This window comes from Nitrosomonas oligotropha (genome assembly GCF_009833085.1).
GTDB classification, from domain to species: domain Bacteria; phylum Pseudomonadota; class Gammaproteobacteria; order Burkholderiales; family Nitrosomonadaceae; genus Nitrosomonas; species Nitrosomonas oligotropha.
On sequence record NZ_QRBZ01000010.1, the window covers coordinates 35,256 to 59,439 of the forward strand.

At 51.7% G+C, this 24,184-nt stretch carries 38 protein-coding genes; all 38 read left to right on the forward strand.

Annotation, left to right across the window (positions count from 1 at the left end; genetic code table 11):
* Positions 1 to 67: 67 nt before the first annotated feature.
* The 38 genes from ABD07_RS03830 (at position 68) to ABD07_RS04015 (ending at position 24,184) form a co-directional block, all read left to right on the forward strand.
* Positions 68 to 502: a hypothetical protein gene (locus tag ABD07_RS03830; protein WP_160817193.1), complete on the forward strand. Its 435-nt coding sequence runs from the start codon at positions 68 to 70 to the stop codon at positions 500 to 502.
* A complete protein-coding gene (locus tag ABD07_RS03835; protein ID WP_160817194.1) occupies positions 499 to 2,751 on the forward strand; it encodes a DDE-type integrase/transposase/recombinase in 2,253 nt (750 codons plus the stop codon). The genes ABD07_RS03830 and ABD07_RS03835 overlap by 4 nt, the downstream gene beginning before the upstream one ends.
* A gap of 37 nt (positions 2,752 to 2,788) precedes the next feature.
* A complete protein-coding gene (locus ABD07_RS03840) occupies positions 2,789 to 3,550 on the forward strand; it encodes an AAA family ATPase (RefSeq protein ID WP_160817195.1) in 762 nt (253 codons plus the stop codon).
* A complete protein-coding gene (locus ABD07_RS03845) occupies positions 3,550 to 4,161 on the forward strand; it encodes a hypothetical protein (protein WP_160817196.1) in 612 nt (203 codons plus the stop codon). Before ABD07_RS03840 ends, ABD07_RS03845 begins: the two co-directional genes overlap by 1 nt.
* Positions 4,158 to 4,547 (forward strand): helix-turn-helix domain-containing protein, encoded by a 390-nt coding sequence (locus ABD07_RS03850; RefSeq protein ID WP_160817197.1) that lies wholly within the window; start codon positions 4,158 to 4,160, stop codon positions 4,545 to 4,547. Before ABD07_RS03845 ends, ABD07_RS03850 begins: the two co-directional genes overlap by 4 nt.
* 24 nt (positions 4,548 to 4,571) lie before the next feature.
* A complete protein-coding gene (locus ABD07_RS03855) occupies positions 4,572 to 4,862 on the forward strand; it encodes a hypothetical protein (protein ID WP_160817198.1) in 291 nt (96 codons plus the stop codon).
* Between the two features lie 141 nt (positions 4,863 to 5,003).
* The gene (locus tag ABD07_RS03860; RefSeq protein ID WP_160817199.1) at positions 5,004 to 5,534 is read left to right on the forward strand and encodes a hypothetical protein; all 531 of its coding nucleotides are present in this window, start codon (positions 5,004 to 5,006) and stop codon (positions 5,532 to 5,534) included.
* A 1-nt stretch (position 5,535) separates the two neighbouring features.
* Positions 5,536 to 6,039, forward strand: a complete 504-nt coding sequence (locus ABD07_RS03865) for a hypothetical protein (protein WP_160817200.1) — start codon at positions 5,536 to 5,538, stop codon at positions 6,037 to 6,039.
* An 11-nt stretch (positions 6,040 to 6,050) separates the two neighbouring features.
* Positions 6,051 to 6,284 (forward strand): hypothetical protein, encoded by a 234-nt coding sequence (locus ABD07_RS03870; RefSeq protein ID WP_160817201.1) that lies wholly within the window; start codon positions 6,051 to 6,053, stop codon positions 6,282 to 6,284.
* 14 nt (positions 6,285 to 6,298) lie between these two features.
* Complete coding sequence (locus tag ABD07_RS03875) at positions 6,299 to 6,943, forward strand: DUF3164 family protein (RefSeq protein ID WP_160817202.1); 645 nt, start codon at positions 6,299 to 6,301, stop codon at positions 6,941 to 6,943.
* Positions 6,944 to 7,003: 60 nt separating this feature from the next.
* Entirely contained in the window at positions 7,004 to 7,378 is a 375-nt protein-coding gene (locus ABD07_RS03880; protein WP_160817203.1) for a hypothetical protein, read from the forward strand.
* Between the two features lie 2 nt (positions 7,379 to 7,380).
* The gene (locus ABD07_RS03885; protein ID WP_160817204.1) at positions 7,381 to 7,860 is read left to right on the forward strand and encodes a gp16 family protein; all 480 of its coding nucleotides are present in this window, start codon (positions 7,381 to 7,383) and stop codon (positions 7,858 to 7,860) included.
* Between the two features lie 10 nt (positions 7,861 to 7,870).
* On the forward strand, positions 7,871 to 8,257 hold the full coding sequence (locus tag ABD07_RS03890; protein ID WP_160817205.1) for a Mor transcription activator family protein: 387 nt from the start codon (positions 7,871 to 7,873) through the stop codon (positions 8,255 to 8,257).
* The gene (locus tag ABD07_RS03895; RefSeq protein ID WP_160817206.1) at positions 8,257 to 8,673 is read left to right on the forward strand and encodes a hypothetical protein; all 417 of its coding nucleotides are present in this window, start codon (positions 8,257 to 8,259) and stop codon (positions 8,671 to 8,673) included. Before ABD07_RS03890 ends, ABD07_RS03895 begins: the two co-directional genes overlap by 1 nt.
* A 3-nt stretch (positions 8,674 to 8,676) precedes the next feature.
* The gene (locus ABD07_RS03900) at positions 8,677 to 8,913 is read left to right on the forward strand and encodes a hypothetical protein (RefSeq protein WP_160817207.1); all 237 of its coding nucleotides are present in this window, start codon (positions 8,677 to 8,679) and stop codon (positions 8,911 to 8,913) included.
* Between the two features lie 144 nt (positions 8,914 to 9,057).
* The gene (locus tag ABD07_RS03905; protein WP_160817208.1) at positions 9,058 to 10,260 is read left to right on the forward strand and encodes an HAF repeat-containing PEP-CTERM protein; all 1,203 of its coding nucleotides are present in this window, start codon (positions 9,058 to 9,060) and stop codon (positions 10,258 to 10,260) included.
* A gap of 181 nt (positions 10,261 to 10,441) precedes the next feature.
* On the forward strand, positions 10,442 to 10,924 hold the full coding sequence (locus ABD07_RS03910) for an N-acetylmuramoyl-L-alanine amidase (RefSeq protein WP_160817209.1): 483 nt from the start codon (positions 10,442 to 10,444) through the stop codon (positions 10,922 to 10,924).
* On the forward strand, positions 10,921 to 11,148 hold the full coding sequence (locus tag ABD07_RS03915) for a hypothetical protein (protein WP_160817210.1): 228 nt from the start codon (positions 10,921 to 10,923) through the stop codon (positions 11,146 to 11,148). Before ABD07_RS03910 ends, ABD07_RS03915 begins: the two co-directional genes overlap by 4 nt.
* 4 nt (positions 11,149 to 11,152) lie before the next feature.
* Entirely contained in the window at positions 11,153 to 11,428 is a 276-nt protein-coding gene (locus tag ABD07_RS03920) for a hypothetical protein (RefSeq protein WP_160817211.1), read from the forward strand.
* A complete protein-coding gene (locus tag ABD07_RS03925) occupies positions 11,425 to 11,964 on the forward strand; it encodes a hypothetical protein (RefSeq protein WP_160817212.1) in 540 nt (179 codons plus the stop codon). Before ABD07_RS03920 ends, ABD07_RS03925 begins: the two co-directional genes overlap by 4 nt.
* Complete coding sequence (locus ABD07_RS03930; protein ID WP_160817213.1) at positions 11,961 to 12,170, forward strand: TraR/DksA C4-type zinc finger protein; 210 nt, start codon at positions 11,961 to 11,963, stop codon at positions 12,168 to 12,170. The genes ABD07_RS03925 and ABD07_RS03930 overlap by 4 nt, the downstream gene beginning before the upstream one ends.
* Complete coding sequence (locus ABD07_RS03935; RefSeq protein ID WP_160817214.1) at positions 12,167 to 12,385, forward strand: hypothetical protein; 219 nt, start codon at positions 12,167 to 12,169, stop codon at positions 12,383 to 12,385. The genes ABD07_RS03930 and ABD07_RS03935 overlap by 4 nt, the downstream gene beginning before the upstream one ends.
* Positions 12,386 to 12,396: 11 nt before the next feature.
* Positions 12,397 to 12,897, forward strand: a complete 501-nt coding sequence (locus ABD07_RS03940) for a DUF1804 family protein (protein WP_160817215.1) — start codon at positions 12,397 to 12,399, stop codon at positions 12,895 to 12,897.
* Positions 12,890 to 14,512, forward strand: a complete 1,623-nt coding sequence (gene terL, locus ABD07_RS03945; protein WP_160817216.1) for a phage terminase large subunit — start codon at positions 12,890 to 12,892, stop codon at positions 14,510 to 14,512. Before ABD07_RS03940 ends, terL begins: the two co-directional genes overlap by 8 nt.
* On the forward strand, positions 14,506 to 14,730 hold the full coding sequence (locus tag ABD07_RS15325; RefSeq protein WP_160817217.1) for a DUF551 domain-containing protein: 225 nt from the start codon (positions 14,506 to 14,508) through the stop codon (positions 14,728 to 14,730). The genes terL and ABD07_RS15325 overlap by 7 nt, the downstream gene beginning before the upstream one ends.
* A gap of 7 nt (positions 14,731 to 14,737) precedes the next feature.
* Positions 14,738 to 16,312, forward strand: coding sequence for a DUF935 domain-containing protein (locus tag ABD07_RS03955; protein ID WP_160817218.1), 1,575 nt, complete (start codon positions 14,738 to 14,740; stop codon positions 16,310 to 16,312).
* Between the two features lie 4 nt (positions 16,313 to 16,316).
* Entirely contained in the window at positions 16,317 to 16,592 is a 276-nt protein-coding gene (locus ABD07_RS03960; protein WP_160817219.1) for a hypothetical protein, read from the forward strand.
* Between the two features lie 8 nt (positions 16,593 to 16,600).
* On the forward strand, positions 16,601 to 17,875 hold the full coding sequence (locus ABD07_RS03965; RefSeq protein ID WP_160817220.1) for a phage minor head protein: 1,275 nt from the start codon (positions 16,601 to 16,603) through the stop codon (positions 17,873 to 17,875).
* A gap of 368 nt (positions 17,876 to 18,243) precedes the next feature.
* Positions 18,244 to 19,350, forward strand: coding sequence for a phage protease (locus tag ABD07_RS03970; RefSeq protein ID WP_160817221.1), 1,107 nt, complete (start codon positions 18,244 to 18,246; stop codon positions 19,348 to 19,350).
* A gap of 39 nt (positions 19,351 to 19,389) precedes the next feature.
* The gene (locus ABD07_RS14765) at positions 19,390 to 20,055 is read left to right on the forward strand and encodes a hypothetical protein (protein ID WP_205010657.1); all 666 of its coding nucleotides are present in this window, start codon (positions 19,390 to 19,392) and stop codon (positions 20,053 to 20,055) included.
* A 71-nt stretch (positions 20,056 to 20,126) separates the two neighbouring features.
* Positions 20,127 to 21,032: a Mu-like prophage major head subunit gpT family protein gene (locus tag ABD07_RS03980; RefSeq protein WP_160817222.1), complete on the forward strand. Its 906-nt coding sequence runs from the start codon at positions 20,127 to 20,129 to the stop codon at positions 21,030 to 21,032.
* A gap of 84 nt (positions 21,033 to 21,116) precedes the next feature.
* Entirely contained in the window at positions 21,117 to 21,425 is a 309-nt protein-coding gene (locus ABD07_RS03985) for an HI1506-related protein (RefSeq protein ID WP_160817223.1), read from the forward strand.
* Positions 21,426 to 21,431: 6 nt separating this feature from the next.
* Positions 21,432 to 21,857, forward strand: a complete 426-nt coding sequence (locus ABD07_RS03990; RefSeq protein WP_160817224.1) for a gp436 family protein — start codon at positions 21,432 to 21,434, stop codon at positions 21,855 to 21,857.
* Positions 21,854 to 22,348 (forward strand): phage virion morphogenesis protein, encoded by a 495-nt coding sequence (locus ABD07_RS03995; protein ID WP_160817225.1) that lies wholly within the window; start codon positions 21,854 to 21,856, stop codon positions 22,346 to 22,348. Before ABD07_RS03990 ends, ABD07_RS03995 begins: the two co-directional genes overlap by 4 nt.
* Positions 22,349 to 22,363: 15 nt before the next feature.
* Positions 22,364 to 22,579, forward strand: a complete 216-nt coding sequence (locus ABD07_RS04000; RefSeq protein ID WP_160817226.1) for a hypothetical protein — start codon at positions 22,364 to 22,366, stop codon at positions 22,577 to 22,579.
* A gap of 12 nt (positions 22,580 to 22,591) precedes the next feature.
* Complete coding sequence (locus ABD07_RS04005; protein ID WP_160817227.1) at positions 22,592 to 23,035, forward strand: phage tail terminator protein; 444 nt, start codon at positions 22,592 to 22,594, stop codon at positions 23,033 to 23,035.
* A complete protein-coding gene (locus ABD07_RS04010) occupies positions 23,035 to 23,268 on the forward strand; it encodes a hypothetical protein (protein WP_160817228.1) in 234 nt (77 codons plus the stop codon). The genes ABD07_RS04005 and ABD07_RS04010 overlap by 1 nt, the downstream gene beginning before the upstream one ends.
* Complete coding sequence (locus ABD07_RS04015) at positions 23,255 to 24,184, forward strand: phage tail tube protein (RefSeq protein ID WP_160817229.1); 930 nt, start codon at positions 23,255 to 23,257, stop codon at positions 24,182 to 24,184. Before ABD07_RS04010 ends, ABD07_RS04015 begins: the two co-directional genes overlap by 14 nt.

The window sequence follows — 24,184 nt, forward strand, 5'->3', positions numbered from 1 at the left end:
TTAAGGCTGTGGTGTGGGAGCTCAAGTTTAACGCAGGCAGTACCTCTCGCCAATTTGTGAGTGCGTCATGAAAAAGCAAAAGCGCGATATCGACACAATCGACATGTTCGACGAACTACCACCACCGCCGGTAACGACACCGGGTGGATTGTCATGTCGGGCAGAAATCGCGCATGTCATGTCGAATGCGCTCAAAGAGCATGATCGCTACGAAGTTGTAGCAAAAATGAGTCGACTACTTGGAGCTGATGTAAGGATCAGCTACTTCAACAATTACACAGCCGAATCAAGAGAAGATGCAATCCCATCATTGGATGTGGCAATTGCTTTCGATTTGGCCACCGGCGGCAGTGCATTGGCCGAATTTTTCGCTAGGAAAATTGGAGCAAAGCTGGTCTTCGGTAAAGAAGCGCTGGACGCAAAACTAGGTCGATTGGAGCGCATGAGAGACGAAGCGGCCAAGGAAATCAAAAGAATCAAAAAGGCAATGGGGGAAGCATGACCGACCTCAAAACACACTATTCATGCGCTGAGCTGGCGGCTATGCAATTACCAGGATTGCCGACTGATCCCAAAAACGTGCGCGATAAAGCCAATCGTGAAGGCTGGCTTGGAAGAAAACGCGAAGGTCGTGGCGGTGGCCACGAATACCAACCACCCGCTAAGATCGGGAAGCTAATAGCATCCCGCACAAAAATCCAGTCTCAAGGTACGGAAGCCAAGGCCCTGCTTGGAATTAGAAGCCAATTGCGAATTGAAGCCGAACAATCCCGCGCCGCCAAGACGCAAGTCGCGGTGAGCGACATCATGGCCAGCGTAACAACTAACGGCCAGAAAAAATTCGACGCACGCTTTGACATCATCCTGGCATGGCGAAATTATTTTCAAGAGAAGAAGTATGCCGGAAGTATCGGTCGCAACGAGTCATTCAAGCGCTTCGAGCAAGATTACAACAGTGAGCGGGTGCAGGTCGAAGCACAGGTGCGCACGCAATACCCGCTTGTTTCGTGGCGATCCGTGCAGCGCTGGGTGCTGGATAGCGAAAAAGAAGGTGTTTTAACGATCTGCGACCGCAGGCACGTTAAAGGTGCCAAGGTAAAAAGTCAGATCGAAGCCCATCCGGAACTGGAAAAAGCCGTCATCGCTATCCTGACCGAAAAGAACCATATCCAATCTTCGCACCTGGTCGACATTCTAAATCACGCCAGGATTGATAGAGAAAACGGCGAAATATTGTGGCCGCAAATCAGCTATAGCGCCGTTTGCCGCTATCGCCGCAAGTTTGAAGAAAACAACGCGCAAGCGCTACTGGCAGAAACCAATCCAGATGCCTGGAAAAACAAATACCTGTCCAGCCTTGGCAAGTTGGATGGCGATGTTGTCCGCCTGAATCAACGCTGGGAAATGGACGGCACCCCGGCAGACTGGGAATTCATCGACGGCCGCTATACCGCCAGTGTAGTGCTTGACATATTCGGCCGCCGCCCGATGATTCGTTTCAGTAAAACCCCACGCACCGAAACCAACAAACAATTAACGCGCGCCGCCATTATGAAATGGGGCGTGCCGGAACAAATCAAGACAGACAACGGTACCGACTACGTCTCGCGCGAAATGCGCCTGTGTTTTGAAATGCTGAACATCGAACACCTGCTATCAGCGCCATTCTCTCCCTGGGAAAAAGGCCACGTGGAGCGGTTCATCAAAACCTATCTGCATTCAGTGCTGGAAATGCTCGACAACTTCATCGGGCACAACGTAGCGGAACGCAAGCAAATTGAAGCCAAGCGCACGTTTGCTGAGAATTTGTTTAAAAAGAATGCCGTGGTCAAGGTCGACATGACGGCTGAGGAAATGCAGCGATTAACGGATGCCTGGATAGATGGCGTCTATATGGTCAAGCAGCACTCATCCCTGGGTATGCCGCCGCTGGAAAAGGTCGCGTCCTGGGCTGGCGCAATACGCCAGATTAACAGCGAGCGCGCACTCGATATCCTGCTTGCCAAGCCAGCCAAAACAATGCCGGTCATCACCAAGAAAGGCATTCGCTACGATAAAGCCGATTTTATTCACCCGATGCTACCTCTGCCGGAATACTGCGGCAAACAAGCGGAAATCAGCCTAGATCCGAACGACCTAGGCCGCATCATTGTATACGTCGGCGGCAAATTCGTTTGCATCGCCGAATGCGCTGAGCGTACCGGTATCGACCGGCAGGAAATCGCCGCTCACGGCCGTGCCCTGCAGAAAGAAGCTGTCGCGCAGAAACGCAAGGAATTCAGGGCTGCGAAGAAAGCATTGCCAATGAGCACGGCCAATCTAGTCAAGGACATGCTGATCAAGCGTGCGGCCAAAGCAGGCAAAGTGGAAATCCTGCAGTCGCGTGTTGAAAAGCACGAAACCGAACGATTGAGAGAGGCTGAACGCGCAGCAAAGTCGATGGAAATACCGGAACGCTCTCCGGAAGTCGACCAGATGATCGCCGGGTTGCGTCAGCAGCGGATTGAAATGAATCCCAAAGCGCCGGTCATTCAGATTCCAATTGATGCTACGCCAGCATCCCCACTAGATTCCAGCAGCATAGAGCAGAAATACGATTTGTGGCACGAGTGCGATGCCATTGTTAAAACAGGCGGGGAATTACAAGACGACAGGATGAAGCGTTTTTATGAGCGATTCCCGAAATCAACAGGATTCAAGGCGCTGCACAAGCTGCGTCATGAAGAAAGCCTATCAGCGCAGCAACGCTGACAGGCCATTTACAACGACGTACTAAGGAGTAATAAGTATGCAGCAAAATAACTCAAAAGTCACCCCCGCAGGAATTGCGCCGCTGGCGAATATCGCCATCGCGGAACGCGCAATATCCCGAGCGCTCGGGCGCGGCTTGCATCAACCCGGTTTGGTCGTCATGCACGGCCCGTCCGGTTACGGCAAAAGCATGGCGGCTGCCTGGGTAACAGCCAGAAACCGCGCGTATTACGTCCAGGCGGATGATTACTGGACAAAGAAAACCATGCTGCTCGACATGTGCAAAGCGCTTGGAATAAGCCTGGTCGGTGGCGACAAGAAAAAAGCACTCACCACCGTCTACGACATGGCGTTAGCCGTCAAGGCTCAACTTGAGCAATCAGGCCGTCCGCTCATCATTGATGAATTCGACTATGTAGTAGACAAAAACCTGGTTGAAGCCATTCGTAGCCTCTATGAAGGCAGCAAGGCGGCCATTCTCATCATCGGCGAAGAAAATCTACCGCTGAAACTGGAAGCCTGGGAGCGTTTTCATGGGCGAATCTTAGATTGGTTTCGGGCGGTAGCTGCAGATCTGGCTGATGCTCAGGAGCTTGCGCGCATGTATTGCCCGCAAGTATCCGTCGCAGACGACCTGCTGGAGAGATTAATCGACAAGACAAAAGGCAGTGTGCGCAGAATCTGCACCAACCTGGAGACGATCCAGGAAGAATCATTCGGTATGGGATGGGAAAGCGTTGACCTTGCGACTTGGGGAAACCGCCCGATCAGCTCAGGCAAGGCGCCAGGGAGGGGATGATGTCGCGTAAGACAATCACTCAAGAACTTACAGGCGGCAAAACCAAACGCCAGCGTATTTGGGATCTCATCCGGGCAACCGGTGGATCGACCTTCGAAGCGTCAGAAGTAACACCTGGTGACATCCATAGAGAAACATCCAAATGTTATTTGGAATCATTGGTACGGGGCGAATATCTTGGCTGCAATCTCATAGGTAATTCAAAGCAGTATTTCCTGATCAATGATGCTGGGATTGAAGCTCCGCGCGTAACCAAGCAAGGCGATAAGGTTACACAAGGCCAAGGCAACGAAGCTTTGTGGGGAGCCATGCAAGCGCTCGGAAGCTTTAATACCAGGGTGCTAGCAGAAATGGCCGGAGTGATGGAAACCACCGTTAAAAGCTACTGCAAAATGCTGTCTTGCGCCGGATATTTAACGGTGGACAAAAAAGGCAAAGGCATGGGCTCTGGCGGCATCGGCACGCAATACCGCCTGCTCACATCCAAGGTCAACGGCCCGCGCCCGCCCATGATTACGCGGCTCAAAGCGGTCTACGATCCGAACATCCACGAAATCGTCTGGCAACAAAACGCGGATCACGCCATTGAGGCGCTGGAGGATACGCTATGAGTTATCAGAACGAGCACTGGTTCAAGGTGTTGCTGAATGCTGTGGATACCTTCAACAGCCAATCCTGGAACGGCAAAGGCGGTAAAAAGAAAGTGGCGGACATGCTGGGTTTATCACGCCCAACTATCAGTCAGATCATGAACGGAAAATACCTCGCAAGCCCTGGGCGTGTCGCCAAAAAAGTACTGGATGTGCTAACGCGCGTGCATTGCCCTTACCTCAATGCAGAAATCACGGCGCAGGAATGCTTGGATATCCGCTCAGGTGAAACACCCAGCCACGACCCTATGCGCCTGGCACACCGCCGCATGTGCAGAACTTGCAGCCACAACACCCAAAACACCCAAAACGAAAATAATTCAATCCAAAATCCGGTTAACGGTTAATCGGTACTTTTGAGGACTAATGCCATGACAACAACTAACAATGTAATCCAATTCGGAAAAGACAACCAACCCATCATCGACGCGCTGAAAAAGGTCGAGGAAGTCGCCCTTAAGCTTTGCAATCAAGGCTTCCGGATTATTGATGTCTACGTCAAGAACCGCAATCCCCGCATCATCATTAACCCGGCCAAGCGCTGCGCAAAGCTGGGCGGCACGATGATAAAACGCACCCGCCTGCAAAACTGCCTAGTGTTTACTTTTGTGGCCAATATCGACGGCGTGCAAGTCGAATGGATGGTGCCCGATCATGGATAACGACCGGCCAGGCTGGAAATTATTCCTGATAGTGGTTCTATTGATATTAGCCGCATGGTTAAACGATCCATGCCGCGATAGCAAACAAACGCAATCAGCTACTGAGGTGGAATTATGCAAATAACGGATGAGGAGAATGAAGTGAAACTAAGAGAATTGATCAAAGAGATATACAAATTCGCAAAGCGGCATAACGAGCCGTTCACAACTGCCGAGGCATTCGAACAGGTCAAAGATGCCGACGACAACACAGCCGTTTCAAACGCGACCAGGACGCTTTACATCGAAGGAAAGCTGGCGCGTAAGAAGATCGATGGTGTGCGGTATTCCTACGTATTAATCGAAAATGCCACCGAAGATTATGAAACCGTGAATGGAATAAAACCGGTCGCCGCAGGAACGGAACCCGATGGCGCTGAAACAAAACCAGAGTCGCATGAATTGAAGCCGTCTGTCAGTGAAACGAAAACACCGGTTCTTGAAACGAAACAACCGCCCAAAGTAATCAAGCAACCAGCTCTCAAGCCAGCGGAGCTCGAAAAAGGAAATCTGGAAACCGACGCAAATCCACTGGAATTCAAAGTGAGTGAAGCGCTAAAACTTCCCGAGCATTTCAGCTTACGCCTGGAAACACCGGGCGGTATCACTATCACGATCAGCGCTGGAGCCTAGCGTGCGTATTGTTTGCCCGTGCTGCCAGACCGATTTTCCGATTGAAGCGGGAATCAATGACGTGGATGCGCGCGCAGCTGTGCAACGCGCATTCTCGCTCACCCCAATCGGCAAGCTGTTGCTGGCTTATGTGCAACTGTTTAAGCCCGAGAAGCGCAATCTGTCATGGGGCAAGGCCGTAAAAATTCTCGATCAGCTCATCCCTATGATTGTGGAAGCTAAGATCGAATTTAAGGGCCGCATATGGCCAGCACCCCAAGCGTATTGGGAGCAAGCCATAGAGCAAATGATCGACGGCCGGGAAAAATTAACCCTGCCGCTTTCCAGTCACGGCTATCTATTCAAGATCATCAGCGGCTATGCAGACAAAACCGAAGGCAAGCAGGAGTCGCAGGCGGAAGCGCGCAAACAAGGAGGTATTAGCCAACGGCACCGGGAGCAACCAAAAAACGTAAAAATGCCCGAATCCATTAAGCGGGAACTGAATAAATTTCTCAATAAATAATGAGGTTATAAATGGACAAGATGAAAATATACACGGATCAAATTTCACCGCTGCTACACCAGATCGTTGAAATATGTGAAAAAAACAAAATTGCGATGCTGGCTAATTTTTGTCTCCCATCCGAGAGTTCGCCCGCCCTAGCGGCTCTAACCAGTCTTCCCGATGAAACCGGAAAAATACCGAATCCTCATCGAAGGGCATTTGATGCTCTGGGCTTTGAACTATCAAAAAAAACGATTAACTGAAAAAAGGAGCGATCATGGAAACAGCAGCAGATACCAGTAACAAGAATCAAATCGCCATACCGGAAGGCTATCTACGAAATGGCCTTGGCCACCTGGTACCGAAGGAATTAATCAAGGAAATCGACATCACGCGCGATGAATTGGTACGCGAAATCATAGCGCGGGCAGAAAAAACTAAACAAGACATGGAATCCTTCAAGAAGTCAGCGCTAGCGGATTTAACCGCATTCGTTGAGCTGTCGTCTGAAAAATATGGCGTAAAAATAGGCGGAACCAAAGGAAACATCACATTCACGACATTTGACGGTGACTTGAAAATACAAATCTCAGTTTCTTCGCACCTGGTATTTGATGAACGGCTGCAAGTAGCCAAGGAACTGATTGATAAATGCATCCATCGCTGGACTGAGAAAACTGGCGCGGAGATCCGGGCACTTGTCGAGCATGCGTTCCAAACGGACAAAGAAGGCGAAATCTCAGTCGGGCGCGTACTCGGCCTGACAAAACTAAATATCGACGATCCGGACTGGCAGCAAGCCATGAAAGCACTGAACGACTCAATGCAGGTCGCCGGGACGAATACCTATATGCGCATGTACAAAAGAAACGGCAGAGAAGGCAAACACGAACCGATCACGATGGACATGGCAGCGATTTAAAACCTTCACCAGATAGCGTTAAAACTAGCGCTATCGAGTGAGGATTTTAACGGAGGGAAAATGGACACAAAAGAAAAAATCATTCATTGGCTGCTTGCAGATGATACCGGCGTTTCATCGATAGCTATCGCATCGAAAATGACCGGCCGTGAGCCGCTGTATGGGTATGGCGTGCCGCACGACCAAGATGATTTCGGCCGCTGTCACCGCCTGCTCGAAGCCATTCCAGAGTTCATGGTGCGCATCGAGGAGATGGCGGAGTGCTCGCCGCAATGGGCTGTGCTTGTTAAGCACTGGCACGAATTGACACAGCTTTATTTGAGCAATCCGGAAGAAATGCACGACAGGCTGTACCAGCTAATTACAGCAGCTCCGGATGAAAATCGCGTCGAGCTTGGTAATGGCTTGGCTGTTGAGTTAATGGGTAAGGATTAACCATGATTTCCCAAGACACCTTACGCAAAAGCCAATTGGCTAAAATCCACATGGCCAAGGCCCAACTGGGATTAGACGATGACACCTATCGCGCCCTGCTGATGGATGTAACTGGAAAGGACAGCTCTGCCAAACTAACCGCAAAACAGCGCGCGGCCGTGCTGGAGCGGTTTGAATCCAAAGGCTGGAAACGGAAGAGCAAAAAGCACCGTGGTGAGCCTGCCAATGTTGCCCTGGAGAAAGCACCGCTGATGAACAAGATCCGTGCGCTATTGACAGACATGAAGCTGCCGTGGGCCTATGCGACTGGAATCATGAAACAGCAAGGAATTAAAGCACAGCGCATTGAATGGTGCACCAATAAAGAATTGCACAGCATCGTTGTATCGCTGGTTAATCGTCAAAAGAAATTGCAGGACGAAGCTAAAAATTTGCCGAACCAGGCAACTTGCGCAGAATCGCAAACTGACACGAATGCTTGAGCGATAGACCATGAATCAAGACATCGACCAAAGCTTGCTGCCTATCGTCCTGCAGGAAATCTGCGGGCTAATCGGCATCCAGGCAACGATGGCGATTGTCCAGGAATACGGCGGCTTGAGACTCTATGTTCCGCAGGAAATCTCGCAAGACCATCCGCTCATGAGACTGGTCGGAGTTTGTAACGCCATCGCCCTGGCTGATGAATTCGGAGGTCTTACGCTTGAGATACCGCGTGCCGAAGCCGCAATTCGGCGGGTCAGAGATACCGAAATACGCACCATGTCAGCTGCACTTAGCCACCGGGAGCTGGCGATCAGATACAAAACCACGGAGCGCCATATCCGGCGCATTCTGGCGGGTTATATACACAATAACAATCAATTGGAATTGTTTTGATGATTACAAAAGAGCAATGGCAAAAAATAGAGAAATCGCTCTCTTATCCATACGGGAGCGTAAAACTGCGGTGTGATGGGTATGACGTATCGGCTTTTGTTATGACCGATAAGATGAAACTCGTTATTGAGGTTTTCGTGGACGGATTTATAAAGGGCGAATGGCTGCTTAATGAGCACGAAATCGGCATCAAATTTTATGAGAAGAAAACAAAATACACGCTCAACAAAAAGGAAAGAGAAGAAGCTCGTAAAAACATGAATAACAAGCGGCTGGGTATAGATTTGCGGGAAATGTTTAAAAGGCACTATGAAAACAAATATTCTTACATTAACCCTTGTTGGACAAGCGCAAAATCATTCTTAAGGCACATACGCAAAACATGCAACACCATTGAGTTAATAGAGGAAAAATAACAAGTGCTAACCACCAGACAAATCACGGAAATCATGGGCTGTTGCGTGCAAACGGCTAAACGCAAGATGGAAGAAGCAGGCATCAAAGTACAAATGCAATCATTCGCGCACGGCAGAAAAGCTTACTGGAATGTAACAGAAGAGCGAGTACGCGAAATCGCGGCCGAAGAACAAAAAAGACTCGGAACAAATAGCCGCGCACCAAGGCGCGGCGCTCAATGCGTTGGAATCGTTGTTTAACCGGCAGCGGATGTAAAGACGCCCGGTGAGGGACTTTAAACCTCAGCCGGGCGTGGATATCCCTGTTGACGAAAGCAGTTTCAAGGGCATATCGCGTTGCTTTATCATATCAGTCCAAAATGTTTTTAATAAAAAGAGGAAAAAATGAAAAACAACAAAAAATACGTCGCGGTGGTTGCCGCTGGGATATTGTCAGCATCAATTTCGATGCCGATCAATGCCGAATGGTCGATCTACGGATTGGGCACGCTTGGCGGTGTTTATAGCGAAGCGGCACGAATAAATGATTCGGGCCAAGTGGTTGGTCTGTATTATACAGATGACGGCAAATTTCACGCCTTCAGCACTAAAGCCAATGGTTTGGATATCTTCGATTTGGGCACGCTAGGAGGGACTATAAGTGTTGCAAATGGCATTAATAATCTCGGGCAGGTTGCCGGGGCTTCTTATATTGCCGGGGATGAAATCTTTATGGAGGGTGTCCCGACATATCATGCATTTTTAACGGGAAACAATGGTGTTGGAATGACTGATCTTGGTGGTCTACTCAGCTATGCAATGAATGTAAACAATAATGGTAATGTCGTTGGTCAAGCCATCTTCGGTTCTGGTGGTTATACGCATAGCTTTATTACCGGTACAAATGGATTAGGCATGATTGACATGGGAACATTAGGCGGAAATAGCAGTAGTGGCATTAGCGTTAATGATTTGGGGCAGGTAGTGGGATGGTCAAATACAAACATCAATAACGGTAGGTTATATCACGCTTTCGTCACAGATGCCGACGGCAAAAATATGACTGACCTTGGCACCCTGGGCGGGCTAACAAGTTTTGCGGCCGATATAAACAATTCCGGGCAAGTAGTCGGTATATCTCAGAATGATAATGACAGAGACCGCGCATTTATGACCGCAGCTAATAGCACAAGCATGATCGATCTTGGGACATTCGGCGGGAGCTCTAGCCGGGCATTAGGTATCAATGATGCCGGTCAGGTGGTTGGAAATGCATATATTCCGGGGGATACCTCAGAACATGCTTTTGTCTATAGTGATGGCGTTATGGTTGATCTCTCCCTTTTGGATGCGGTTGTCGCTGCAGGATGGACTTCGCTTCAAGCGCTGGATATTAATAACAACGGACAAATTGTTGGGATTGGAATGTTGGGTGGTATCAGACAAGCATTCTTACTTTCCGGGGCAGACCAAGAAGATTTTTTTAGAACATATGTACCTCCAACTTATCCTCCGTCAATTCCAGTCCCGGAAGTTCCGGAACCCCATACTTACGCGATGCTGCTGGCCGGGCTGGGGTTGGTGGGGTTTAGAAAGAAAATATTTTAATTGTCTTTGATTGAGTATTGCATCAATCATTATCAACCCGGCGAGCTGAAAGTTCGCCGTGCAATTTTTTCAAATTTGACACAATCCTAGAACCAATCTAACCTATTTTCACCCGCCCGCGTCCTTCACGAGGACGCGCGTCCTCGTTAACCTCCAAGCCCGCCGCTGCCATCATGGCGGCATGATTACTCGACAAATCACCGGTATCGTTATCCATTGCTCAGGCACGCCCAATGGCCAATGGCATAACGTGCAGGAAATCGATCAATGGCACCAAGCACAGGGGTTTGAACGCGCGGAAGAATTCCGTCAGCGCTTTAACTCAACGCTGCACGCCATCGGCTATCACTTCGTTATTTATCCAAACGGCGCAATCGCCACTGGCCGCCACCTGGATGAGCCGGGGCAGCACACCAAAGCGCGCAACCTTAAAACTATCGGTATCTGCCTGATCGGCACCAATAAATTCACGGCCGCGCAATGGGGCGCTCTGCGCGATAACGTGCGATTGCTGCGAGAACAGCGATATTACCCAACATCCTGTGTAGCTGGTTGCGCGGAGCTGGATGGTGAGAATCCAAGATCACCTGGCTTTAGCGTCGCCGATTGGTTGGCCTTCGACATGCGTCCGCTTTTAGACCATATCCTGGAGCCGGAGTCATGAGCCGCTGCATTGAACTCATTACAGACGCAGGCACCGGCCTGCTTTCGCACACCAAGCTCTGGACAAATATAGCCTACCTGGCGGCAACCCTCGCATTCCTGCATGCCACGCTATTTGCCGCCACCCCGCCAGAATCTGAAATCTGGCTGATTTATTTGGGGGTGGTCGGCGCACACAACGTTTCCAGCAAGATACTTTCGATGAAATACGGAAAAGGTAATTAAAGCTATGTTTGCAAAACTATTCGAGACCGGCGTGGGGCAGATTCTGGTGAAAAAAGATTCCGGAAAGGAAGGTCCGGAAGTGCGCTTTTATTTTCAACCGGAAGGGTTGGGTGTGTGCTCTGTTGCATTGGATGGATTCGGCGATGACGAAAACGGGTGGGATGCGGTAGACAAGGCATTTGAGCAAATTGACGCAGAGACTGCTGTAAATGTTGTTCGTCCGGCAATTAATCAATTCTGTGGAATTTTTACTAACGCTCTCAGCGAGGCCCCCAAATGATCGCATCCCCTTACTTTTGGCTCGGGCTATTAATCGCGTTGCTGGTTATTTTTGGCACCGGCTACCACAACGGCTACAAGCACGCCAACGATCACGCCGACGCATTAAAACTGCAAGCGGTCGAAAAAGCGAAGAAGAAAGCCATCGAGCAAGCGCGTGCCGACTTTGAAACCGCCCAGCGCTACGAAACAGCGCGCGAAACCGTGCGCACCGTCTACGTGAAAATCAAGGAGAAAGCCCGTGAAAACATTGAAAAACACCCTGAGTATGCTGATTGCGGTCTTGATGCTGACGGGCTGCGCCTCTACAACGAACGCCCCGGAAGAACCGAGAATCCCCCAGGCGTCCTTGATAGCCGAGTGTCCGGATTTGCCGGAAGCCTCGGATGGCAAGTTATCGACGATCTTAACCGTCAGCCTGGAGCGCTCGCAACTTTATTACGACTGCCAAGCGCGCCACAAGGCGCTGTCGGAGTGGGCGGTGTCGCCGGTGAAGGAAAAGGCCAAGAAATAGCACAGGCGGCCGATGCGCCATGAGGCCGGAAGATTTTGCGCAAAAAATAGAACTGGCTGAATACGAAGAAACACAACGCCGCGCAATCCAGACCAAGCGGCCGTCATTGTCGCACTGCCAGGATTGCGGCGAAGAAATCCCGCCCGAGCGGCAAAAGGCCACGGCAGTGACCAGGTGCATCGGCTGTCAGGAAGAATTTGAAAGTTTGAATAAAAGGGGAATGTCATGAGCGAAGAAGTAGCGCGGCTGCTAGGAAAAATAGAAGGCAAGCTGGATATGGTAATTGCCAATCAGGAAGCGCAAGGCACAAAAATTGACGGTCTGGATGCGCGTCTGCGCAAAGTCGAAACGAAATCGACGTTGCTCGGTGCCGGGGCCGGTGCGCTGGTATCTGTCGGCGTGGCGCTGATGATTGAAAAGGGTAAACGCACTATCGGTTTATAAGAAACATAAGCATGGCCCATACCCGTGAAACTATATCCGCTGTCCGCGCCGCTTACGTTTATGAAGCGTTAAACCGGGAGCAATTATCCGAGCGTTTTAACGTGCCGGTGAGCACTGTCACACGCTGGAAAAAAGCGGCGCAGCAAAAAGGAGACGATTGGGATCAAGCGCGTGCGGCGGTAAGGTTATCTACCGATGGCGTGGAAGCTGTCACTGCGGCCGTACTCGAAGATTTCGTATTGTCGTTCCAGACGATCATGAAAGAAATCAAAGAAGATAAAAACCTTAAAGCCAGGGAGCGCGTTGAAATGTTGAGCAGCCTGGCGGATAGTTATTCGAAAACGATCAATTCCATCGCAAAGGGTAGCCCTAAGCTCGATAAGCTGAGTTTTGCTTCTACGCTGTTGCGTGACCTGGTGCAATACATTCAGGAAAACTTTCCACAGCACGCGGTGGCTATGGAACATGTTTTGATGCCGTTCTCCGAGGAAATAGGCAAGCGTTATGGCTAAAACCTCGCGCAAACAATTCCTGCAGGAAATTGCCCAACTAGCCAGCCAGTTCCGCATTCAGATCGAAGCGGAAGTGGATGGCTTCGCACCCGATCCGGCGGCAAGATTAAAACGCCGGGAACGCGCCATCAAAGACTATGAATATTTTGCGCGCACCTATTTCCCGCATTACGTTAAACATGACAACGCCGCACTGCACGATTATCTGTACAAACGCTTCCCGGAAATTGTCGATAACGTCATAGGTGATCACGAAGCCATCGCCGCGCCACGCGGCAATGCCAAATCGACCATCGTCACGCAAATCGGCGTGATCTGGTGCCTGGTCACCGGCCGCAAGAAATATCCGGTCATCGTCATGGATGCGCTCGACCAGGCGCTACCGATGCTGGAAGCTATCAAAGCCGAGCTGGAATTCAATCCCCGCCTGATGATGGATTTCCCAGAAGCGACCGGTCAAGGGCGCGTGTGGCAAGTCGGTACCATCGTAACCAGTAATGACGCCAAGGTGCAAGTGTTCGGCTCCGGCAAAAGGATGCGCGGTCTTAGGCACGGCCCGCACCGCCCCGATTTGGTGATCGGCGATGATCTGGAAAATGATGAGAATGTGCGAAGCCCTGAACAGCGCGACAAGCTGGAAGCATGGTTGAAGAAAACAGTGCTGTCGCTCGGCGCGGCCGACGACAGTATGGACGTGGTCATCATCGGCACCATCCTGCATTACGACTCGGTTTTAAACCGGCTGATCAATAACCCGCTGTGGAAATCCCGCAAGTTCCGCGCCATCATCGAATGGCCGCACAACATGAGTTTGTGGGATAAGTGGGAAGAGATTCTGTTAAACGACGGCGAAGAAGCTGCGCAAGCTTTTTATGATGAACGCAAAGCGGCAATGGATGATGGTGCTATCGTCAGTTGGCCGTCCGCCCAGCCGCTTTACAAACTCATGTTTAAGCGCGCCCGCGACGGTCGCACCGCGTTTGATTCAGAGCAACAGAACGATCCAGTGTCCGGAGACGATGCGCCGTTTGCCAACTCCATCCAATTTTGGGTTAACCGGCTGCTGGAATGGCGCTTCTTTGGCGCTTGTGATCCGAGCCTGGGAAAAAAAGGTGCCAGCCGTGATCCGTCTGCTTTGCTGGTCGGCGGCTTTAATCGCCACACCGGCATTCTGGATGTGGTCGAGGCGCTGATCAAGAAGCGCGTGCCGGACAAAATCATCGAGGACATCATCGAACTGCAGCGGCAGTACAAGTGCGTGCTGTGGGGTGTTGAGACCGTGCAATTTCAGGAATTTCTTAAAACTGAGCTAGTGAAGCGCTCAGCACAGCGCGGCATCCCTGTTCCAGCCACCGGCATCAAACCGATAGACGACAAGATTCTGCGCATCGAATCCGTGCAACCGCACATGGCCAATGGCCTGATCCGGCTGCACCCTTCGCAAAACACGCTGATCGATCAACTGCGGCATTTCCCCAAAGCAGACCACGATGACGGGCCGGACGCTTTGCAAATGCTGTGGATGCTTGCTACCACCAGATCAGGCAGCATCGAGTACACCGGCGCGAAAAGATCAAGTGATGACGGCGCCCGATTTGGGGGTGGTGCATGGTAGCGGATGATTGGATACCGGTTACAGAACGCACCCCAATCAAAGGCGAGTCCGTAATTGTGGCTAACAGATACTGGGTTGATTACGGCGAGGGTATGCCCGGAAGATGGGATCAGCATGTCTACATAGCTTTGTGGAGTGGAGAATGTGCTGATTCCAACATCACGCATTGGATGCCAAAACCGCCACTGCCTCGAATTGATGCTACCCAAACTAAGTGAGCAAACTATGGCAAGAATAATCGACGTAAACGGCAACCCCATCGATAGCGGCAAGATGCGCGAACAGCAAACCGCAAGCCTTGGGTTGATGCGGCAAACCTTTGCTGGGCACCCGAGCCGGGGTTTAACGCCCGCAAAATTGGCTCGCATCCTGGAATCGGCCGAACATGGCGATATCCAGTCGCAGCATGATTTGTTTGTCGACATGGAAGAAAAGGACGGCCACATTTTCGCCGAAATGAGCAAGCGCCGCCGTGCGCTTTTGACGGTGGATTGGGATATCAAACCACCGCGCAACCCGTCCGCCAAAGAAAAGAAATCGGCCGCGTACATCAAAGAACTTCTCTCGGACGTGCAGAATTTCGAGGACGTGATCCAGGATTCGCTGGACGCCATTGGCCACGGCTTTGCCTGCCTGGAAATGGAATGGCAAATGTTGGGTACGGAATGGTTGCCGAAGACAATCGAGCACCGGCCGCAAAGCTGGTTCCAGACTGACCGCGACACGCGTACGCAAATCCGGTTGCGCGATAACACGATGGACGGCGCAGCATTGCAGCCATTCGGCTGGATTACCCACGTGCATAAAGCCAAGTCGGGATATTTGTCCCGCTCTGGACTGCACCGAGTACTGGCTTGGCCATTCCTGTTTAAAAATTTCTCGGTGCGTGATCTTGCGGAATTTCTAGAAATCTATGGCATACCTATACGTCTGGGTAAGTACTTCAATGGTGCCAGTGAAGACGAAAAAGCCACATTGCTGCGAGCTGTAATGGACATTGGCCATAATGCCGCAGGAATCATTCCGGAGGGAATGGCAGTCGAATTTGTTCAGGTTGCCGGTAATGGTTCGTCAACGCCGTTTGAATACATGGTCGAATGGTGCGAGCGCACGCAAAGCAAAGTGATACTCGGCGGTACGCTCACCAGCCAGGCCGACGGCAAAACCAGCACGAATGCGCTAGGCAACGTGCACAACGAAGTGCGTCACGACCTGATGATATCGGATGCCCGGCAACTGGCGGGAACATTAACGCGTGATCTGGTGTATCCGCTCTACGCGCTCAATGTCGGCGGTATCGAAGACATGCGCCGCTGCCCGCGCCTGGTATTTGATTTCGGCGAATCGGAAGACCTGAAACTCTATTCTGAAGCACTGCCAAGCCTGGTCAATGCGGGCGTGAAGATCCCTGTTTCGTGGGTGCGCGATAAATTGCGTATTCCTGAACCGGAAGGCGACGAGCCGGTATTGCAACAACAAACCGCAGCTCAGCCAGACAATCAACCACCAGCGACCGCCACCAATACCGGCATCGCCGCGCTAACCGCAACTCAGGATCGGGATGAGTTTGATATTTTCGCCGATGAACTATCGGGCGACTGGGAACGGCTCACCGATCCAATGATAGCGCCCATCTTGGAACTTGCTGCAAATTCCACAAGCTTTGAAGAATTTCAGGCGGGCCTTCCAGGGTTGATCCAGAAAATGGATACAAGCCTACTTGCTGAAGCGCTGGCGCAAGCGCAGTTTGCCACGAATATTTATGGGCGCGTTAAAGATCAATTAAACGAGGAGGAATAAAGCGATGGCCTATTATCTTAAGAACCGCAGGCGTGAGCCTGATTTGTCGATAAATGCAACAACCGTATCCGCTACCGCTCAATTAAAAGCCGGGGAATATACCGTGTATTGTAAAGACGTTGTCGATTGTTTTATTTGTACCGGTGCTGCCTGGGAGTCGGGAAATAGCTTGAGATTGCTTGCAGGAAACATGATTGAAGTTACGGTCGAGGAAAACGATAAAATCCTTGCAAAGTCCGAAACCGTTACTGCCACGCTGGAAATCTGCAAAGTCTTATAAGTCACGCCGTGTTCCAGTTCAAAGCCCTACCGCCCAAGCAAGCCATTGAGTTCTTTCGTCAGAAAGGTGCGAAGCTCAGCTTCAGTTGGGAGGATGTCGAAGCGCAAGAACACCAGGCAGGACACACGGTGGCAAAGGTAATGCAGCTCGATATTTTGCGCGATATTATTGGCGGCACTGATTCTGCAATGGCGAACGGCACCACTTTCGAGACCTTTCAGAAGAACCTCAAACCGCTCTTGGTTGAAAAAGGCTGGTGGGGCAAGGCGGAAATGACCGATCCGCTGACCAATGAAAAAAAGCTTGTGCAGCTCGGCAACCCACGGCGGATGCGCACAATCTTCGACACCAACCTACGCACCGCGTATTCGGAAGGCAAATGGGCGCGTATCCAGGAAACCAAGAAGGCTTTCCCGATCCTGATTTATCACGGTAACAACTCCGAACACCCACGCATGCAGCATTCCGGTTGGGACAACCTGGCGCTGCCAGCGGATGATCCATTTTGGAAAGCGCACTTCCCGGTGAAAGCCTGGGGGTGCAAATGCTTTGTCACCAGTGCTAATCAGAAGATACTCGACCAGCGGGGACTTAAGATTAGCGAATCGCCCAAGGTTCCGGAATACACGTACACCAACAAGCGCACCGGCGAGATCCGGAAGATACCACTCGGCGTTGATCCGGGTTTTAATTATCCGCCTGGCGGCCGCCTGAATAATTTGCCCAAATTCATAACGGATAAAATCATCCAGGCACCGGCCGACGTCGGCGCTACCTGGTGGCAGACTATGCGGCCGCTACAGGCACCGGGTATCACACGGACGTTTCAGGACTTTGTCGGCCAAACATTTACCGATGGCACGGGGCGCGGAAAGTTTGCGGTGGCAGGTTTTGCGCACCCGGATGATGTTGAGTTTTTGCGATCCATCGATAAAACGCCGGTGTCTGCCGAAATCGCCGTACAAGACCGCTTGATGGTCGGTACGAAAGCGGATCGGCACGAATCAACAGGCGATGCACTGACGCAAGCGGAATGGGCAGGCCTGCCGGAAGCGCTAGCCGATCCAAAGGCTGTGCTGTACGACAATGAAACCGGCAATCTGCTGTACGTGATGGACGCAAAGAATGATTCGCGCGTGCAAAAGATAGTGGTACAGATGGACTTTGTGCCGAAGAAACCAAAGCGCAAAATCAACATGGCCAGAACGGCATTTAAAATAGAGGGCAATGCCCTCGGAGATAAAACACGGTACAGATTAGTTCGCGGCAGCTTGAGAGATTGAAGCTGCGAGTGGGAGGCCGGACGTCCCTCCATCCATGACGCTTGCGCGGACACGAGCGTAGACTCCGAAATTTCTACGCCTCACTCGCTGAAATAAAATTGTATGCCCAATCTTCCAAAAATGCAAAACGCCACAAATGGGGGTTGAATCGATTTGTGATGCCGTATTGCTACCGTGATAAGCATCGAATCAAAACACCCGCGTTAAACTAGCGTTAAATTCAGCCTAAACCACATTTGCGTATTGCGTTCGATCTGCTTGTTTGACCTTCCGGCAATAAAAGTGCTACGCTGATCTGCTCTATCAAATGGTTATGCAGGACGCGCGTCCTCGTTAACTCAAAGATTCCCCGCTGAAATAATGGCGGCATGAATCGCAAAACTCCACATAAAAATATTGGCATTGCCGCTTGCGCTATTTCGGTCACCCCGACCGGAGAGGTGCAATTGTTTCCCGCCGGACAGTTCCGGGCGCGTGTGACTGATGGCAGGCCCAAGGATGCGCCAGGCTGGCTCATGAATAAAGAGCTGGCCACCGCCATCATCGCGGAATTCGATAGCCGCAAAATCAAAACCGTAATCGATTTTGAGCACCAAACCATGCTTGCGTCGCAAAACGGCCAGCCTGCGCCTGCGGCCGGATGGTTCTCAAAATTGGAGTGGCGCGATAACGGCTTATACGCAATCGATGTGGAATGGACTGAACGTGCCACCTCCATGATCGAGAGTGGCGAATACAAATACATTTCTCCGGTTTTTACCTACGACAAAAAATCAGGCGCGATCAAAAGCCTGTTCAATGCAGCGCTGACAAATAACCACGCATTAGACGGCATGGACGCGGTCGCCGCCAGCCAGTTACTTATTACCCAACAAACCAACCTGGAGGCATTAAAAATGGAAGGACTCATGGAGCAATTACGCTGGTTGTTGAATCTGCCGGTGACCGCAACCGCCGACGAAATTACCGCTGAACTGCAAAAAGCCATCGATCAAATCAAATCGTCCTCAGCCAATGCGGCCGCTACGGCAGGTTTTAGCATTGTTAGCCTGATCGAATCGCAAGCCAATCAAATCGTCGCATTAACCGCTGCGGCCGCCAATCCGGATCCGGCCAAATTTGTTGCAGTCGGCACCATGAAAGAACTGCAAACGGAAGTGGCGGCACTGCGCGCTCAGATCAATGGCAGCGAAGTCGATCAGATTGTTACCGCTGCTTTGAGTGCCGGAAAAATTTTACCAGCCCAAGAAGCCTGGGCGCGCAATCTCGGCAAGCAAAGCATTGCGTCCCTTAAAGAATACCTCGAAACCGCCCAGCCTATCGCCGCGCTGGCCGGTACGCAAACCGACGGCAAGCCGCCGAAAGGTTTAAGTGATGGCGTGCAGCTCGACGACAACCAACTTGCCGTGTGCAAAGCGATGGGAACCGATCCGGCCGATTTCGCCAAAACGCTGCAATCGATGCAACAAGCCTAAACCGGCGGGCAAATATTTGAAACTCAATAGGAGAACAGCATGGCTCTAGCAGCAGATCGCAATACGCAGATGAAAGACGGCGAGCTTCTGAGCGTGCCGCTTGCGGCGGTGAAAGTTTTTGCCGGTGCAATTGTGGCGGCAAACAGTTCCGGCTACGCAACCAAGGGCCAAGCCGCCGTCGGCATGACCTACTTAGGCCGCGCCGAAGAGCAAGTCGATAACTCGGGCGGTTCCGCCGGTGATAAAAAAATCCTGGTGCGCCGCGGTAAGGATTTTAAGTGGAAAAACAGCGCAACCAGCGCGATCACTCAGGCCGATTTCGGCAAGATTTGCTACATCGAGGATGACGAAACGGTATCGAAAACCGACCAGGCTGGCACGTTGTCAGCCGCCGGAACGATTGTCGGTGTGGAATCGGATGGCGTTTGGGTGGCGGAAGTCGGCAAAGCGCGCCTCACGGCTACTGCGACGCTCGATTTTGGATCGATCAATGCAGCGGCCAGTGCGGACTTGACCATCACGGTTGCGGGCGCAGCGGTCAATGATTCGGTATCACTCGGACTGCCAGCGGCACCGACAGCCGGAATCATGTTCCGTGGCTTCGTCTCAGCGGCTAACACGGTGACGGTTCGTGCGACCAATATCACCGGCAGCCCGGTCGATCCGGCCTCGGCAACGTACCGCGCAACGGTTATTAAAACCTAACGTGCTGTAAGGGCAAATAATCATTTGCCCCAACGTAATCGCATTCGAACAATCAAGAAAGGAGCAATTGCATGCTAGTCAATAAAGATACGATCTCGGCTGTTTTCATCAGCCTAAAAACGGAATTCAGCAATGCATTTTCTGCGGCGAATTCAAACTGGCAGAAAATCGCGATGAAAGTGCCATCGACAACAGGCCAAAACGATTACACCTGGCTGTCCAAGTTTCCGAAAATGCGCGAGTGGCTGGGCGATAAGGTAATTAAGGCGCTGCAGGCGTACAAATACACAATCCAGAACAAGGATTGGGAGGCGACTGTCGAGGTTGATAGAAACGACATGGAAGATGACAGTCTTGGTATGTACGGGCCGCAAGCGCGGATGGCTGGAGAGTCCGCTGCGCAGTTGCCGGATGAAATTGTCATGAGTCTGGTAACAAATGGCTTTGGCAATCTCTGCTACGACGGTCAATATTTCTACGATACCGATCACCCGGTAGCCGGTGCCAGCGTATCCAATAAATTAACCGTTGTGCTGAGCAGCTCAACCCTGGCGGCTGCGATTGCCAGTTACGGCGCGGCACGCACGGCGATGATGAAATTCAAGGACGACGAAGGCCGCCCGCTCAATCTTAATCCTAATGTGTTGCTGGTGCCGCCTGCGCTGGAAGCTGTTGCACTGGTGCTGGTAAATAACGAGCGGCTGGAAGATGGCAAACAAAACCCTTATCGCGGCACTGCAACAGTGGTTGTCGATGCCCGTCTTGCAACCGATACCGAATGGCACCTGCTGGATACCACCAAGCCTATCAAGCCATTCATTTACCAAGAGCGGAAAGCGCCTGTTTTTGTCGAGCAAACCGACATGAGTAGCGATGATGTATTCACACGCAAAAAACTCAAGTTCGGAGCTGAGGCGCGCGCCAACGGCGGATATGGATTCTGGCAAATGGCTGTCGGCTCCACCGGCGCGGGTTAATCCGAATCGATCTGATGTAGGGGCGCATTGCATGCGCCCCTGATCCGGAACAAAAAACACCAGGCTTAATACACGGAGATAAAAATGGCGAAAGAAACCAAAGACACCAAAGAAATCAAAGCGCCGGATGCGCCGGGAACCGATAACCCTGCCGCAGCAGGCGCGGTAGAAATAGCAACCAAAGCAGCAGAGGCTGAAAAACCGAAGGCTGTGCCAAAGAAAACAATCAAAGTGCTCTACGTCGTAGCGAAACGCGAAGGCTTCCGCCGCGCCGGTTTTGCGTTCGGTGCTGAGCGTACCCGCTTGGTTGTTGAAGATCTGACGGCCGAGCAGGTTAAGCAGTTGAAAGAAGAACCCATGCTCGTTGTGACCGAAACCTCGGAAGAAGTTTAACGCGCCATGACCTACGCCAGCCAGCAGAACATGATTGACCGCTTCGGTGAGGATGAGCTGATCCAGCTTACCGACCGGGACAGTCTGGGCGCAATCGATGCCACGGTGATCAATCGTGCGCTGGGTGATGCGGATGCGACGATCAACGGTTACTTGGCCGCGCGCTACACACTGCCGCTTGCTAATCCTGTGCCGGAAATGCTGGAACGCTTTGCGTGTGATATTGCCCGCTATGCACTGTATGACGATGGGGTGAAGGAAGCTATTGAAACCCGTTACAAGGATGCTATCGCTTACTTGCGCGACGTGTCCACCGGAAAAGCCGATCTGGGCGTCAGCGACACCAGCAACAAACCGGCCAGTACCGCCACCGCGCAAATGTCGTCCACCACGCCGGTATTCCGGCGCGAAGACTCGCAGGGTTTCATATGAGCGTGACTTACCGCATCGAATATGACGACAGCGCCGTGCAAGCGGTGCTCAACCGGCTGATCGCAACCGGCCAATCGCCGCGTGATGTCATGCAAGAAATTGCAGCCTATGGTGAAAATTCAACGCAACGCAGATTTGCAGACGGTCAAGCACCGGATGGCACGTCCTGGAAGCCAAGCTGGCGCGCGATGGATAAAGGCGGCAAAACGCTGATCGATTCCAGCCGCCTGCTGGGTTCTATTACGGGTGATTCCGGTGACGATTTCGCCGAATGGGGCAGTAACGTCATTTATGCGGCAATCCATCAATTCGGTGGAGAAATCCGGCCAAAGAGCAAAAAGGCATTGTTTTTCAGAACACCGAGCGGTGGCGGCCGCAGCATGAAAAAAGTAACTATTCCCGCTCGCCCATACCTCGGCATCAACCAGAAAGACGAAGAAAACATCATCGATATCGTAAACCGCCATTTGGCGGAAGCGGTAGCTATTTAACCAAAGGAGAAAACCATGAAGTTAACACAAGAGCAAATTAACGAACTGAAAGCAAAGTTGGGTTTGACGGACTTTCAAGCAACCGAGCTTAAAGCGCGGCTTGCAACATTCTCGGCACAGGCTGATCAAGCCGCTGACGGTTTGCTGGCCAAAATCACCCAGAGCAAATACACCTGGCTGATCGTTATCGCCATCATCGCCGCAGCCTGGGCGCTGGGCCGTATAAGTTAATCGATTCCAATCATGGCCATCGTCCTGTTTGATCATTCCTGGATTATCGCTCGCCTCAAGGATCAGGTAACCAGCCTGAAACTGGTCGGTGGTGCGGCTGATTTCGACGCGGCTGCTGAGAGCCTGAAGCAAAAACCGGCCGCATTCGTGCTGCCAAATTCCGAACGCGCTAACCAATCAACAACAGGAACGATGGCTGTGAGTCAGGAAAACACTGTGCGCTTCGCAGTCGTGCTGGCCGTGCAGAATTTACGCGATGCCCGTGGAGAGAATGCGCAAGCCGACTTGCTCAGCCTTCGCACGGACATCATGAGCGCCTTGCTTGGCTGGGAACCGGATGAAGATGCGGATTTTAAACCAATCGAATTCAGCGGCGGACGCTTGCTTCAACTGGCTGACCGGGTGCTGTGGTGGCAGGACGAATTTGTGACGGCCCATTTATTGAGGAGCGTGTAATGGTCAAGAAAATACAAAAAATACTAAAAGATGGCACCGGCTTGCCTCCGAATCCGACGATTGACATTCAAAACGACGAATTCCGAGGCATGGGCGGCAGCTACATTCGTGATGCGGCCACCGGCAAGCGCACCCGTATTGCAGGCCCGGACGTAGGGGCGGATGGCATCCGCACTAATGGCGAACCAGAAACAGAAACCGGAACGGAGGCATTGGCCCATGAAAGCGAATAAAAAGATTTTAACGCTCAAGATTGAAACCACATACGGCACGGACGCGATTCCGGTCGTCGGTACCGACGATATCCTGGTTTCTAATTTCTCGATGGTGCCGCTCGATTTAAAGTATGCGCAGCGCAACCAGGCGCGGCCGTTTTTTGCAGCGCAAGAACAGATCATCGTGGGCAGTACCGTAAAAATCGAATTCGACCTGGAAATGTCCGGTTCCGGCGATGTGGATGCCGCACCGGCTTACGGCCCGGCCCTGCGAATTTGCGCGCTGTCCGAGACAATCACGCCAACCACTGGCCCTGTGACCTACGCGATCATTTCCGATGGTGAGGAATCCGCAACGCTTTACTTCAACTGGGATGGTGTGCGTCATAAAGTGCTGGGCGCGCGTGGCAATTGCGAATGGCGGATTACGGCAAGCGGCATCCCATACATTCACATAACCATAGAAGGTCTGGTAGGCGCAATCGGTGTTGCAGCACTCGGCGGAACTCCGGATCTGAGTGCATTTATGAAACCGCTCGCCGTCACCAAAGCGAACACTGCTTTTTCATTACACGGCTACGCCGCCGCGCTGGAATCGCTGACGATTAATCGCGGTGCGAGCATGGTTTACAAAAACCGGCCGAACTCCGAGAAGATGCACTTCACGGACGGCCAGGTCACCGGCCAAGTCACTATCGAATGCCCTAAAACAGACGCCAAGGATTTTTATGCCATTTGCCTCGCAGGCACTTTGGGTGCTTTGGCCATGACGCACGGCACCGCAATCGGTAATAAAGTCGTGCTGGCAGCAAGCAACGTGCAATTGACCAATCCGAAAACATCTGAGGGCGACAACCTGGTCATGCTGGCAATGGACATGGTTTTCCTACCATCGGATGCCGGTAACGACGAATTGACCTACTCAACCGAATAA

Coding starts and splice junctions, on each gene's coding strand:
- ABD07_RS03830 (WP_160817193.1), top strand. CDS start 68: ATGAAAAAGCAAAAGCGCGATATCGACACAATCGACATGTTCGACGAA.
- ABD07_RS03835 (WP_160817194.1), top strand. CDS start 499: ATGACCGACCTCAAAACACACTATTCATGCGCTGAGCTGGCGGCTATG.
- ABD07_RS03840 (WP_160817195.1), top strand. CDS start 2,789: ATGCAGCAAAATAACTCAAAAGTCACCCCCGCAGGAATTGCGCCGCTG.
- ABD07_RS03845 (WP_160817196.1), top strand. CDS start 3,550: ATGTCGCGTAAGACAATCACTCAAGAACTTACAGGCGGCAAAACCAAA.
- ABD07_RS03850 (WP_160817197.1), top strand. CDS start 4,158: ATGAGTTATCAGAACGAGCACTGGTTCAAGGTGTTGCTGAATGCTGTG.
- ABD07_RS03855 (WP_160817198.1), top strand. CDS start 4,572: ATGACAACAACTAACAATGTAATCCAATTCGGAAAAGACAACCAACCC.
- ABD07_RS03870 (WP_160817201.1), top strand. CDS start 6,051: ATGGACAAGATGAAAATATACACGGATCAAATTTCACCGCTGCTACAC.
- ABD07_RS03875 (WP_160817202.1), top strand. CDS start 6,299: ATGGAAACAGCAGCAGATACCAGTAACAAGAATCAAATCGCCATACCG.
- ABD07_RS03880 (WP_160817203.1), top strand. CDS start 7,004: ATGGACACAAAAGAAAAAATCATTCATTGGCTGCTTGCAGATGATACC.
- ABD07_RS03885 (WP_160817204.1), top strand. CDS start 7,381: ATGATTTCCCAAGACACCTTACGCAAAAGCCAATTGGCTAAAATCCAC.
- ABD07_RS03890 (WP_160817205.1), top strand. CDS start 7,871: ATGAATCAAGACATCGACCAAAGCTTGCTGCCTATCGTCCTGCAGGAA.
- ABD07_RS03895 (WP_160817206.1), top strand. CDS start 8,257: ATGATTACAAAAGAGCAATGGCAAAAAATAGAGAAATCGCTCTCTTAT.
- ABD07_RS03905 (WP_160817208.1), top strand. CDS start 9,058: ATGAAAAACAACAAAAAATACGTCGCGGTGGTTGCCGCTGGGATATTG.
- ABD07_RS03910 (WP_160817209.1), top strand. CDS start 10,442: ATGATTACTCGACAAATCACCGGTATCGTTATCCATTGCTCAGGCACG.
- ABD07_RS03915 (WP_160817210.1), top strand. CDS start 10,921: ATGAGCCGCTGCATTGAACTCATTACAGACGCAGGCACCGGCCTGCTT.
- ABD07_RS03920 (WP_160817211.1), top strand. CDS start 11,153: ATGTTTGCAAAACTATTCGAGACCGGCGTGGGGCAGATTCTGGTGAAA.
- ABD07_RS03925 (WP_160817212.1), top strand. CDS start 11,425: ATGATCGCATCCCCTTACTTTTGGCTCGGGCTATTAATCGCGTTGCTG.
- ABD07_RS03930 (WP_160817213.1), top strand. CDS start 11,961: ATGAGGCCGGAAGATTTTGCGCAAAAAATAGAACTGGCTGAATACGAA.
- ABD07_RS03935 (WP_160817214.1), top strand. CDS start 12,167: ATGAGCGAAGAAGTAGCGCGGCTGCTAGGAAAAATAGAAGGCAAGCTG.
- ABD07_RS03940 (WP_160817215.1), top strand. CDS start 12,397: ATGGCCCATACCCGTGAAACTATATCCGCTGTCCGCGCCGCTTACGTT.
- terL (WP_160817216.1), top strand. CDS start 12,890: ATGGCTAAAACCTCGCGCAAACAATTCCTGCAGGAAATTGCCCAACTA.
- ABD07_RS15325 (WP_160817217.1), top strand. CDS start 14,506: ATGGTAGCGGATGATTGGATACCGGTTACAGAACGCACCCCAATCAAA.
- ABD07_RS03955 (WP_160817218.1), top strand. CDS start 14,738: ATGGCAAGAATAATCGACGTAAACGGCAACCCCATCGATAGCGGCAAG.
- ABD07_RS03960 (WP_160817219.1), top strand. CDS start 16,317: ATGGCCTATTATCTTAAGAACCGCAGGCGTGAGCCTGATTTGTCGATA.
- ABD07_RS03970 (WP_160817221.1), top strand. CDS start 18,244: ATGAATCGCAAAACTCCACATAAAAATATTGGCATTGCCGCTTGCGCT.
- ABD07_RS14765 (WP_205010657.1), top strand. CDS start 19,390: ATGGCTCTAGCAGCAGATCGCAATACGCAGATGAAAGACGGCGAGCTT.
- ABD07_RS03980 (WP_160817222.1), top strand. CDS start 20,127: ATGCTAGTCAATAAAGATACGATCTCGGCTGTTTTCATCAGCCTAAAA.
- ABD07_RS03985 (WP_160817223.1), top strand. CDS start 21,117: ATGGCGAAAGAAACCAAAGACACCAAAGAAATCAAAGCGCCGGATGCG.
- ABD07_RS03990 (WP_160817224.1), top strand. CDS start 21,432: ATGACCTACGCCAGCCAGCAGAACATGATTGACCGCTTCGGTGAGGAT.
- ABD07_RS03995 (WP_160817225.1), top strand. CDS start 21,854: ATGAGCGTGACTTACCGCATCGAATATGACGACAGCGCCGTGCAAGCG.
- ABD07_RS04000 (WP_160817226.1), top strand. CDS start 22,364: ATGAAGTTAACACAAGAGCAAATTAACGAACTGAAAGCAAAGTTGGGT.
- ABD07_RS04005 (WP_160817227.1), top strand. CDS start 22,592: ATGGCCATCGTCCTGTTTGATCATTCCTGGATTATCGCTCGCCTCAAG.
- ABD07_RS04010 (WP_160817228.1), top strand. CDS start 23,035: ATGGTCAAGAAAATACAAAAAATACTAAAAGATGGCACCGGCTTGCCT.
- ABD07_RS04015 (WP_160817229.1), top strand. CDS start 23,255: ATGAAAGCGAATAAAAAGATTTTAACGCTCAAGATTGAAACCACATAC.